Source organism: Phenylobacterium sp. (assembly GCF_004299445.1).
In the GTDB taxonomy this organism is placed as follows: domain Bacteria; phylum Pseudomonadota; class Alphaproteobacteria; order Caulobacterales; family Caulobacteraceae; genus Phenylobacterium.
In genome coordinates, this window is record NZ_SCTC01000032.1 from 60,099 (window position 1) to 70,004 (window position 9,906).

The following is a 9,906-nucleotide window of genomic DNA, read 5'->3' on the forward strand; positions in this document are numbered from 1 at the left end:
CCCCGCGGGAACGGGGTCAGCTGGCGGCCAAAGCTTCGTCGATGACCGCGCGGACCTCCGGGCTGGACCAGTCGGCCTCGCCCGCGACACGGCCGATCTCCATGCCGTCCTTGCCGTAGATCACCGTCGTGGGCGCGCCGGGCGCCACGGGGGTCAGCACGAACGGCATCTTCATCTCGCGGTCGTGGTAGAACTTCAGCGGGTCGTTCTGGGCGATGAACAGCTTGGCCTTCGCTCCGTCGTCGATGCTGTCGATGCTGACCGCCACCACCTCGACGGGCTGGCCCTTGTAGGCCGCCTGCAGCTTGGCCAGTGTGGGCATCTCGAGTTTGCAGGGCGCACACCAGGTGGCCCAGATGTTCATGACGACCACCTTGCCCTTCAGGTCGGCGATCTTCATCGCCCGGCCCTGCTCGTCATAGATGGTGTGGTCCGGCGAGCCGATCGGCGCTGCGGGCTTGGTGAACTTCTGGGCGAAGGTCTTGCCGGCGACCTGCGCGGACGGGCTCTTCGCCGGCGGCTGCGTCGGCTGGTTGGAAGACGCCTGCGCGATGATGTAGACAACCGCCGCGACGCCCACCAGGGCTGCGCCCCAGAGGGCCCAGGTCAGGAACCCGCCTTTGGGCTTTCCCGTCTGACCGCCCGCCTCTGGACCTTCACTCATATGACTTCGTCTTCCTCGAAGCCGCCAACTGGCCAAGCCATGTGGGGCGGCAGGTTCTCCGGCAAACCCGCCGAACTGATGCAGGCGATCAACGTCTCCATCGGGTTCGACAAGCGGCTGTCGAGCCAGGACCTTGCGGGGTCCCGTGCGCACGCCGCGATGTTGCGCACCACGGGCGTCATTTCAAGCGAGGACGAAGCGGCGATCCAGGCCGGCCTCGAAACGATCGCCGGAGAGATCGCCGATGGGACCTTCCCGTTCCGCGACGAATTCGAAGACATCCACATGAATGTGGAGGCCCGGCTGCGTGAGCTGATCGGGCCGGCGGCCGGGCGGCTGCACACGGCTCGCTCGCGCAACGACCAGGTAGCGCTCGACTTCCGCATGTGGGTCCGCGAGGCCTGCGACCGCACCCACGGCCAGATCCGGGCGCTGCAAAAGGCGCTGATCGCGAAGGCGGAGGCGCACGCCGACGCCGTGATGCCGGGATTCACCCACCTGCAGCCGGCCCAGCCGGTGACGTTCGGCCACCACCTGATGGCCTATGTCGAGATGTTCGGCCGCGACGCCGCGCGCTTCGCGGACGCCCGGGCGCGGATGAACGAGAGCCCGCTGGGCGCCGCCGCGTTGGCCGGATCGCCCTTCCCCATCGATCGGGCGCAGACCGCCAAGGCCCTGGGCTTCGACCGCCCGACCGCCAACTCGCTGGACAGCGTCGCCGACCGCGACTTCGCGCTGGAGAGCCTGGCCGCGGCCACGATCTGCGCGACGCACCTGTCGCGGCTGGCCGAGGAGATCGTGATCTGGATGACGCCGCAGTTCGGCTTCATCAGGCTGAGCGACGCCTTCACGACCGGCAGCTCGATCATGCCGCAGAAGAAGAACCCCGACGCCGCCGAGTTGGTGCGCGCCAAGGTTGGCCGCCTGTTGGGGTCGTTCACCCAGCTCACCGTGGTGATGAAGGGCCTGCCGCTGACCTATTCGAAGGACATGCAGGAAGACAAGGTCCCCACGTTCGAGGCCTTCGATGCGCTGGAGCTCAGCCTGCTGGCCATGGCGGGGATGGTCGCCGACCTGGAGCCCAACCGCGAGAAGATGGCCGCCGCGGCCGGCGCCGGCTACTCCACCGCCACCGACTTGGCCGACTGGCTGGTGCGCGAGTTGAACCTGCCCTTCCGCGACGCGCACCATGTGACGGGCGCGGCGGTGAAGAAGGCTGAAGAACTGGGCGTGGGGCTGGAAGGCGTGCCGCTTTCGGATCTGCAGGCGTTGGATGCGCGGATCACCGCATCCATCTACGATGTCCTTACCCCCGAGGCTTCCGTCGCCAGCCGGCGCAGCTACGGTGGGACCGCGCCGGACCAGGTCCGTGCGCAGATCAAGCGTTGGAAGGAAGTTCTGGCATGACCCGTCGCGTGCTCGCTCTCACGGGAGCCCTGATCCTGGCGGCCGGCCTGGCCGGCTGCGGCAAGGTGGGCCAGTTGGAACGCCCCGGCCCGCTGTTCGGCGCCGAGCGCAACACGACCAAGGACGCCGACGACGCCCAGCGCAAGCGCGACCCGTCGCGGCCGGTCGACACGGTCGACCCGCGCGACCGCTCCAGCGATCCGGCGCCGCCGCGCACCCTGCCGATCCCCGGCACCAACACCGGCCCCGGCGCCACCGCCCCGCCCAGCGCCCTACCCGACCCCTACGCCAACCCGCGCTGATGAATCACTTCGAGGTTCAGGGGGGCGAGCTCCACTGCGAAGGCGTCCCGCTCACCCGCATCGCCGAGGCGGTGGGAACGCCGGTGTACGTCTACTCGTCGGCCACCCTGGAGCGGCACTACACCGTGCTGCGCGACGCGTTCGTAGACGCCGGCCTGGGCCAGCCGCTGATCGCCTATGCCGTTAAGGCCAACTCCAACGTCGCGGTTCTGCGCACCCTGGGGAACCTGGGCGCCGGCGCCGACACCGTGTCGGAAGGCGAGATCCGCCGCGCGCTGGCGGCAGGCATCCCCGGCGAGCGGATCGTCTTCTCGGGGGTCGGCAAGGCCGAGCACGAGATCGCCTTTGCGCTCGAGCACGGCGTGGCCGAGATCAACGTCGAGTCCGAACCTGAGCTGCACACGGTCAACCGCGTCGCCCAGCAGTTGGGCAAGCGGGCCACGGTCGCCATCCGAGTGAACCCCGACGTCGAGGCCGGCGGCCACGCCAAGATCTCGACCGGCAAGGCCGAGAACAAGTTCGGCGTCAGCTTCTCCGAGGCCGAGCGGCTCTACGCCAACGCCGCCAACATGGCGGGCGTGCGGCCCGTGGGCGTCGCCTGCCACATCGGCAGCCAGATCACCGACCTGGCCCCGATGAAAGCCGCCTTCATCAAGATGCGCGGCCTGGTCGAGCGTATCCGGGCGGAGGGTCTGACCGTCGAGCGCCTCGACCTGGGCGGCGGCCTGGGCGTGCCCTACTTCAACCAGCCCGAGCCGCCCTCGCCGGCCGACTACGCCGCCATGATCGCCGAGGCCACCCGGGGCCTGGACGTCCAGTTCGCCTTCGAGCCCGGCCGGATGATCGCGGCCAACGCCGGCATCCTGCTCTCCAGGGTCCAGCACGTGCACGAGCGGCCCGAGGGCCGGCGCTTCCTCGTCCTCGACGCGGCCATGAACGACCTGCTGCGGCCGGCCATGTACGACGCCTATCACGACATCCGGCCCGTGAAGCCGCGCGGTGACGAGACCGCCACCTACGATGTCGTCGGCCCGATCTGCGAGACGGGGGACACTTTCACCCGCGACCGCGTGCTGCCCGTGCTGGAGGCCGGGGACCTGCTGGCGTTCATGAGCGCCGGCGCCTACGGGGCGTCGATGTCCAGCGAGTACAACTCCCGCCTCCTCGTGCCCGAGGTGCTGGTGAAAGGCGACCAGTTCGCCGTGGTTCGCCCGCGCCCGACCTATCAGGACATGCTGGACAAGGAACATTCGGCCCCCTGGCTGACCTGAGCCGGCGCCGCGCCGTTCCGGGCGGGGAGGTCTAGAGCCTCAGCGCCATGAACTGGTTGAAGTCGCTGCCGACATAGTCCGAGAACGCCCCGCAGCTTTCGAAGCCGCGGCGGCGATAGAGTTCTAGCGCCGGCTCGAACGCCTCGCCGCTGCCGGTTTCCAGGCACAGGCGCTGGATCCCGCGCGCGCGGGCCTGGCCGATGATGTGCTCCAGGATAGCCGCGCCCACGCCCTTGCGCAGGTGATCGGGGTGAGTGCGCATCGACTTGAGCTCGCCCTCGCCGCCGCCCAGCTCCTTGAGCGCGCCAATCCCGGCGATCGCTTCACCGTCCCAGGCGGACCACAGGGTCACGTCGGGCGCCTGCAGGCCCGAGAGATCCAGCGCAAAGCAGTGCTCGGGCGGCGAGGTGTCGGCCATGCCCCGCAAGTGGATCTCCACCAGCTTCTGGGTCTGGGGGTGGGTGAGGTCGTCCTCGCGGATGGTCAGCATCGGTCAGTTCCTCGCCAGGGCCACGACATACGAACACGGCAGGTGGCTCTCGTTTGCGATCACCACGGGGCCCGGTGGGCCGAAGCCGAGGCAGTCGCCGGACGTGAGCACGTGCCGCTCGCCGCCTTCGTGAATGGTGAGCTCGCCCTGAGTGACCCACACGGCCTGGCGGACGCGGGCGTAGGACGACGCCGGGAATTCCACCTGGCGCCCGGCCGGCAGCTCCACCTGCACCAGCTCCAGCGGGTGGTCGGGGCGACTGTAGACCTGGCGGCGGACGTAGCCGGTGTCGGGATCACGCCACAGCGGCTGGTCGTCGGCGCGCGTCAGCCGTCCGGCCTCGCCCTCAGCCCGCAGCAGCAGCCCCGCCAGGGTCAGATCGAACGCGGTGGCCAGGCGGACCAGGATCACAGCCGTCGGGCTCACCTCGTCGCGCTCGATCTTGCTGATCGTGGCCTTCGAGACCCCCGACCGCTCGGCCAGATCGGCCAGCGACCAGTCCCGCGCCTCCCGCTCCAGCCGGATCCGACGGGCCAGCTTGGCCGAAGAGTCGTCTACTAAAGTGTCCATATGTCTTTTATGTTAGACGAATAGACCCTTTGCAAGAGGAACGGAACATGCGGATCGACGAGGCGACCGAGGCTGACCTGCCAGCGATCCTGGCGATCCACAACGACGTCGTCGCGACGTCGACGGCGATCTATTCGGACATCCCGTCCACGCTCGCGGACCGGGCGACGTGGCGCGCCACAAGGCAGGCGGCCGGATACCCGGTGCTGGTGGCGCGCGAGGCGGGAGAGGTTCTGGGCTTCGCCTCGTTCGGCGACTTCCGCGCGGGGTCGGGATATGCGGCCACTGTCGAACACTCGATCCACGTCCGGGCCGACGCGCGGCGACGCGGGGTTGGACGGGCGCTGCTTTCAACCCTGCCCGACCGGGCGAAGGCGTGCGGCAAGCACGTGTTGATCGGCGGTATCGACGCAGATAACCAGGCCTCGCTCAGCCTGCACGCCGCGCTGGGCTTCGAGCGCGTCGCCCACTTCCGCCAAGTCGGCCGCAAGTTCGGCCGATGGCTCGATCTGGTGTTCGTGCAGAAAATTCTCTGACCGTCGCAACTTGCAACCATAGGGCACAGGCGCCCACGGCACGTCGCACCCTAGTTCAGAGTTGAGAACAATACAAGAACAAAACGAACTCTCTTGCGCCGAGAATCTGCGGCGTCAGTCCATCGCGCCGATGTAGGGCAGCCCGCGCATCTTGCCGGCGACGTCCAGGCCGTAGCCCACCAGGAACCGGCCCGGGGCCTCCCAGGCCACGAAGTCGGGCTCGATGGCCCGCGGGGTGGGCCAGGGCTTGCGGGCGAACACGGCGGTCAGCACCTCGCTGGCCCCGGAATCCCTGACAAGGCGCGCGGCCTCCGAGAGCGACAGGCCGGTGTCGAAGACATCGTCGACCACCAGCGCCTTGCGGCCGGCGATCGGGCGCTGCAGGTCGGCGCGCACCTCGCAGCGGCCGCTGGACTGACGCTCGTCCTTGTAGGAGGCCAGCCACAGGGCGTCGAAGCGGACCACGCGGCCGCGCCGGGCCAGGGCGCGGGTGATGTCCGCGGCGAACCAGATGCCGCCGGTCAGCAGGCACACCACCACCGTCTCGTCGTCGATCCGCGGCGCGATCGCCTGCGCCAACGTCTCGATGCGTTCGGCGACCTCGGCCTCCGAGATCAGGACGGTGGGCTCTTCAGTGCTGCTCATTCTATTCCGGGGCGTGGAGGGCGTCAGGGCTGTCGGCGGGGAGCGGCTGGGCTTCGGCGGGTTCTGGCGCGGGCGCACCGGCGGCGGGCTCGGCCTGCGCCTTCCCGGCGTGGGCCTTCTCGGCGTGGGCCTCGGCGCCCTTGGCCGGCAGCTCGAAACGCACCTGCAGCTCTTTCGCCCCGGCCGGAGGGTCAGGCATCGTGATGGCGAAATAGCGCACGGCGCCCGGCGGCACCCGGGCGTTCAGGGCGTCGGCCACCAGGGTCGCCACCTCGGCGTTCTCCGCGTCGAACAGGCTGAGGCGGATGGGCGGCGAGGACACGGGCTCATCGCGGACGTTGCGGATCGCGCCCGTGACCGACCACACGGGGCGTCCGCCCTGGAGCATGGGCTTGGACTTCACCCCCTCGATCACCAGGCCGATGGTGTTCACCGGCAGGCCGATGGCCGAGAACAGGGGCGCCGTTCCGGGGAACATGCCGGCGATCTGCTGGCGCAGCAGGACCGCCGCGCCCCCGCCCAGAGCCAGCGCCACCAGCACCCCGGCGGCGATCACGACCGCCAGCGGCTGTTTCTTTTTCTCGGGCTTCGGCGCCGGTTTGACCGGCGCGGGCACGAAGTCGATCTCGGTCTCGACCGGCTCGGGCGCGGGCGTCTCGACGACGAGATCGTCCTTGGGAGCCTCCTCAGGGGCGCCCCGTTCCTGGAACGCGCGCCAGCGGGCGCCGCAGCTGGTGCACTTCACCATCCGGCCCATGCGCGGAATGCGCAGATCGTCCACGAAATAGCTGGTGGCGCACTCTGGACAGGACAGTATCATGACGTCGAATCGGACGCTCCAGCACCCCTCACTCCGAGGTCGCCGATTTCGGCCTTCATGTCCAGAAACGCTCATGACGCCGCCGACGACCCGTCGGCTGACGAGATTCTCCGATTTTCACGCGTTTCCATGCGTTATGGCCGCGGACCCGAAGTGCTGAGCGACGTGTCGCTGTCGCTGCCCCGGGGCTCGTTCCACTTCGTGACCGGTCCCTCAGGGGCCGGAAAGAGCTCGCTGCTGAAGCTGATCTACCTGGCGGCGCGGCCGTCGAGCGGGGCGGTGCGGCTGTTCGGCGAGGACGTGACCACGCTGGGCGGCGGCGATCTGCCGCGCATCCGACGGCGGATCGGCGTGGTCTTCCAGGACCTGCTGCTGCTGGACCACCTGTCGGCCTTCGACAACACCGCGCTGCCGCTGCGCATCGCCGGCCACAAGCCGTCGGAGTATCGCAACGACGTGGCCGAGCTGCTCACCTGGGTGGGCCTGGGCCAGCGGATGAACGCCCTGCCCCCCACTCTGGCCGGGGGCGAGAAGCAGCGCCTCGCCATCGCCCGCGCGGTGGTGGCGCGGCCAGAGATCCTGCTGGCCGACGAGCCGACCGGCAATGTCGACCACGAGATGGCGCTGCGCATCTACCGCCTGTTCGTCGAGCTGAACCGGCTGGGCACGACGGTCATCATCGCCACTCACGACCAGGACCTGGTCGCCCGCTCGGCGCGACCGGTGCTGCACCTCGACAAGGGCCGCCTGCGCCCGCTCCCCCCGCAGGGGCCGGCGGCATGACCGACGCTCCGTTCGATCCCGCCCGCTGGCGGCCCGCGTCGTTTCTGCCGGACGAGGACGCGCGCGATCCGGCGCTGCTGTTCGTGATCGGCGTGCTCTGCTTCCTGGCCTGCCTTACCGCGCTGGGCGTCATCGCCGCCGACCGGGCCGCCAGCGGCTGGTCCAGCCAGCTGCGCAGCGAGGCCACCGTGATCGTCCGCGCCCAGGGCGGCGAGACGCCCGACGCCGCCGCGGCCCGCGCCGCCGAGGTGCTGGCCGGCGTAGCCGGGGTCAGCGAAGCCCGTGCGCTGGAGAAGGAGAAGGCCTACGAGCTGATCCGGCCCTGGCTGGGCGACGTGGCCGCCGATCTCGACGACCTGCCGGTGCCGCGGCTGGTGGCCGTGGGCCTGGACCGGCGCAAGCCCGCCACGGCCGCGACGCTGTCGGCGGCGCTGAAGGGCCAGGGCCTGGACGCGGTGGTCGACGACCACTCGGTGTGGCTGAAGGACATCCGCCACGCCGCCGGCGTCGTCCGCTGGACCGGCGTGGTGATCTTCCTGCTGATCGCCGGCGCGGCGGGCGCTGTGGTGGCCTACGCCACCCGGGCCGGGCTGGCCGCCCGGCGCGACGTGGTCGAGGTGCTGCATCTCACCGGGGCTGAGGACGCCCAGATCGCCAACCTGTTCGAACTGCGCTTCGCCCGCGTGGCCGCCATCGCGGGCGCAGCCGGGGCGCTGGCGGCCGGCGGCCTGGGCGTGGTGCTGCGGCTGATCGGCGGCGGCGACGGAATCACGCCGGCGCTGCCCATCGCCTGGATCGACCTCCTGGCCGTGCTGCCCTGCCCGGTGCTGGCGGCCATCGTCGCCGCGGTCGCCGCGCGCCTGACCGCGCGCCGGCTCATCCGGCAGCTCTGATGAAGTCGATCGCGGCCTTCATGGTGCTCGCGGCGATCTGGTTCTCGGGTCTGCTCGCCTTCGCCGACCGGGTCCAGTCCCAGACCCCGGCCCGCGCCCCCAAGCCCGCCGAGGGGATCGTCGCGCTGACCGGCGCCGGCTCGAACCAGCGGCTCTCGGCGGCGGTGGGCCTGCTGGAAGACGGCTACGGCCGCCGGGTCCTGGTCTCGGGCGTGAACCGCATGGCCAGCCGCGAGGACATCCGCCACGTCAGCCGCGCCGTGCGCCGGCTTTACGACTGCTGCGTCGACCTGGGCTTCACCGCCGCCGACACGGTCGGCAACGCGCGCGAGACCGCCGACTGGGCCCGCGCCATGCGTTATCGCGGGCTGATCGTGGTCACGTCCGACTACCACATGCCACGTGCGATGCTGGAGTTGAACGCCGTGCTGCGCGACACCGGCATCGTCGCCCAGACCTATGCGGTGGCCACGCCCTCGCTGAAATCCAGGACCTGGTGGCGCAATCCGCGGGCGGCGCGGTTGATGGTGGTCGAGTATTGCAAGTATCTGGCGATCCTGGGCCGCGAGGCTGTGCTGGGGCTGGGTCCCCGCGAAGCCCCGGCGGCGCAACAGAAGGCGCTCCCCAAGTGACGAGACACCCGTGATTACGGCGATCCGATCCCTCACCTACGTGGCGCTGTTCTACCTCTGGACGGCCGTGGTCGCGGTCGTCGCCACTCCGATCCTGCTGGGACCGGTCAGCTGGACCTACGCGATGTTCCGCATGTGGGGCGCGGGCGTCACCGGCATGCTGGTGATCTGCGGCATCAAGGTGGAGGTGCGCGGGCGCCAGTACATGCCGACCGGAGCCGCCCTGGTGGCGCCCAAGCACCAGTGCATGCTGGACGTCTTCGCCCAGTTCATGTGGCTGCCGGCCTCGACCTTCGTGATGAAGAAGGAGTTGGCCTGGATTCCCTGGTTCGCCTGGTACGCCCGCAAGGCCGGCGCGATCGTCATCGACCGGGACGGCGGCGCCAAGACCATGCGCCAGGTGATCCGCGAGGGGACCGAACTGTTCAAGAAGGGCCGCCAGGTGGTGACGTTCCCGGAGGGCACGCGCAAGGCCCCCGGCGAGGCCCCCGACTACAAGCCCGGTATCGCGGCGCTCTACCGCGAGCTGAACGTGCCGGTGTATCCGGTGGCCACCAACGCCGGCGTCCACTGGCCCGCCCACGGCTTCATCCGGATACCCGGCACCATCGTGTTCGAATACCTCGAGCCCATCCCGCCCGGCCTGAAGCGCGCCGAGTTCATGCGGATCCTGGAGGAGCGCATCGAAGCCAAGAGCAACGAACTGCTGGCGCTGTAGGCGCGCGAGGGCGCCGGCTGGCGTCTACCAGCCGGAGCCGCCGGGCATGCGCTGCCCGGGTCGGAGCTTTTCCCAGGGTGGGATGTAGGGCTGTGGCGGGGGATCGGGGGGTCTGGGCGGAGCGACCTCTGCAAGAACTGGCTCAGGAACCACGTCTCCCCTCCCCCTTGCGGGG

13 protein-coding genes are annotated in these 9,906 nt (G+C 70.1%); 8 read left to right on the forward strand and 5 right to left on the reverse strand.

Features of this window, described 5'->3' with window-relative positions; translation table 11 throughout:
* Positions 1 to 16 precede the first annotated feature (16 nt).
* Positions 17 to 664 (reverse strand): TlpA disulfide reductase family protein, encoded by a 648-nt coding sequence (locus EPN98_RS07545; protein WP_293362064.1) that lies wholly within the window; start codon positions 662 to 664, stop codon positions 17 to 19.
* Between EPN98_RS07545 and argH the strand changes: the two genes are divergently transcribed.
* From argH to lysA, 3 genes are read left to right on the forward strand one after another with little or no spacing between them, the layout of a single operon-like run.
* Positions 665 to 2,071: an argininosuccinate lyase gene (gene argH, locus EPN98_RS07550; protein ID WP_293362065.1), complete on the forward strand. Its 1,407-nt coding sequence runs from the start codon at positions 665 to 667 to the stop codon at positions 2,069 to 2,071. It abuts the gene before it with no gap.
* The gene (locus EPN98_RS07555) at positions 2,068 to 2,373 is read left to right on the forward strand and encodes a hypothetical protein (protein WP_293362066.1); all 306 of its coding nucleotides are present in this window, start codon (positions 2,068 to 2,070) and stop codon (positions 2,371 to 2,373) included. The genes argH and EPN98_RS07555 overlap by 4 nt, the downstream gene beginning before the upstream one ends.
* Positions 2,373 to 3,644: a diaminopimelate decarboxylase gene (gene lysA, locus EPN98_RS07560; protein ID WP_293362067.1), complete on the forward strand. Its 1,272-nt coding sequence runs from the start codon at positions 2,373 to 2,375 to the stop codon at positions 3,642 to 3,644. The genes EPN98_RS07555 and lysA overlap by 1 nt, the downstream gene beginning before the upstream one ends.
* Positions 3,645 to 3,675: 31 nt before the next feature.
* Here the strand turns inward: lysA and EPN98_RS07565 are convergent, their stop codons facing one another.
* Both EPN98_RS07565 and EPN98_RS07570 read right to left on the reverse strand, forming a co-directional pair.
* Positions 3,676 to 4,134, reverse strand: a complete 459-nt coding sequence (locus EPN98_RS07565; RefSeq protein ID WP_293362068.1) for a GNAT family N-acetyltransferase — start codon at positions 4,132 to 4,134, stop codon at positions 3,676 to 3,678.
* Positions 4,135 to 4,137: 3 nt separating this feature from the next.
* Complete coding sequence (locus EPN98_RS07570; protein ID WP_293362069.1) at positions 4,138 to 4,704, reverse strand: XRE family transcriptional regulator; 567 nt, start codon at positions 4,702 to 4,704, stop codon at positions 4,138 to 4,140.
* Between the two features lie 47 nt (positions 4,705 to 4,751).
* Between EPN98_RS07570 and EPN98_RS07575 the strand changes: the two genes are divergently transcribed.
* Complete coding sequence (locus tag EPN98_RS07575; protein ID WP_293362070.1) at positions 4,752 to 5,240, forward strand: GNAT family N-acetyltransferase; 489 nt, start codon at positions 4,752 to 4,754, stop codon at positions 5,238 to 5,240.
* 114 nt (positions 5,241 to 5,354) lie between these two features.
* Here EPN98_RS07575 and EPN98_RS07580 read toward each other — a convergent pair whose 3' ends face one another.
* The gene (locus EPN98_RS07580; protein WP_293362071.1) at positions 5,355 to 5,885 is read right to left on the reverse strand and encodes a phosphoribosyltransferase family protein; all 531 of its coding nucleotides are present in this window, start codon (positions 5,883 to 5,885) and stop codon (positions 5,355 to 5,357) included.
* Between the two features lies 1 nt (position 5,886).
* Entirely contained in the window at positions 5,887 to 6,705 is an 819-nt protein-coding gene (locus EPN98_RS07585; protein ID WP_293362072.1) for a DUF3426 domain-containing protein, read from the reverse strand.
* 105 nt (positions 6,706 to 6,810) lie between these two features.
* On the opposite strand from EPN98_RS07585, the gene ftsE reads away from it, so the two are divergent.
* From ftsE to EPN98_RS07605, 4 genes are read left to right on the forward strand one after another with little or no spacing between them, the layout of a single operon-like run.
* The gene (ftsE, locus tag EPN98_RS07590) at positions 6,811 to 7,488 is read left to right on the forward strand and encodes a cell division ATP-binding protein FtsE (protein WP_366558466.1); all 678 of its coding nucleotides are present in this window, start codon (positions 6,811 to 6,813) and stop codon (positions 7,486 to 7,488) included.
* A complete protein-coding gene (locus EPN98_RS07595) occupies positions 7,485 to 8,381 on the forward strand; it encodes an FtsX-like permease family protein (protein WP_293362074.1) in 897 nt (298 codons plus the stop codon). The genes ftsE and EPN98_RS07595 overlap by 4 nt, the downstream gene beginning before the upstream one ends.
* Complete coding sequence (locus EPN98_RS07600; protein ID WP_293362075.1) at positions 8,381 to 9,013, forward strand: YdcF family protein; 633 nt, start codon at positions 8,381 to 8,383, stop codon at positions 9,011 to 9,013. The genes EPN98_RS07595 and EPN98_RS07600 overlap by 1 nt, the downstream gene beginning before the upstream one ends.
* Positions 9,014 to 9,023: 10 nt before the next feature.
* The gene (locus tag EPN98_RS07605) at positions 9,024 to 9,731 is read left to right on the forward strand and encodes a lysophospholipid acyltransferase family protein (RefSeq protein ID WP_366558465.1); all 708 of its coding nucleotides are present in this window, start codon (positions 9,024 to 9,026) and stop codon (positions 9,729 to 9,731) included.
* The last annotated feature ends 175 nt before the right edge of the window (positions 9,732 to 9,906 follow it).

Bases quoted from the DNA above. Each gene is read 5' to 3' on its own strand.
- EPN98_RS07595 (WP_293362074.1), top strand. From the start codon at position 7,485: ATGACCGACGCTCCGTTCGATCCCGCCCGCTGGCGGCCCGCGTCGTTT.
- EPN98_RS07555 (WP_293362066.1), top strand. From the start codon at position 2,068: ATGACCCGTCGCGTGCTCGCTCTCACGGGAGCCCTGATCCTGGCGGCC.
- lysA (WP_293362067.1), top strand. From the start codon at position 2,373: ATGAATCACTTCGAGGTTCAGGGGGGCGAGCTCCACTGCGAAGGCGTC.
- EPN98_RS07585 (WP_293362072.1), bottom strand. From the start codon at position 6,705: ATGATACTGTCCTGTCCAGAGTGCGCCACCAGCTATTTCGTGGACGAT.
- argH (WP_293362065.1), top strand. From the start codon at position 665: ATGACTTCGTCTTCCTCGAAGCCGCCAACTGGCCAAGCCATGTGGGGC.
- EPN98_RS07580 (WP_293362071.1), bottom strand. From the start codon at position 5,885: ATGAGCAGCACTGAAGAGCCCACCGTCCTGATCTCGGAGGCCGAGGTC.
- EPN98_RS07565 (WP_293362068.1), bottom strand. From the start codon at position 4,134: ATGCTGACCATCCGCGAGGACGACCTCACCCACCCCCAGACCCAGAAG.
- EPN98_RS07600 (WP_293362075.1), top strand. From the start codon at position 8,381: ATGAAGTCGATCGCGGCCTTCATGGTGCTCGCGGCGATCTGGTTCTCG.
- EPN98_RS07545 (WP_293362064.1), bottom strand. From the start codon at position 664: ATGAGTGAAGGTCCAGAGGCGGGCGGTCAGACGGGAAAGCCCAAAGGC.
- EPN98_RS07575 (WP_293362070.1), top strand. From the start codon at position 4,752: ATGCGGATCGACGAGGCGACCGAGGCTGACCTGCCAGCGATCCTGGCG.
- EPN98_RS07570 (WP_293362069.1), bottom strand. From the start codon at position 4,704: ATGGACACTTTAGTAGACGACTCTTCGGCCAAGCTGGCCCGTCGGATC.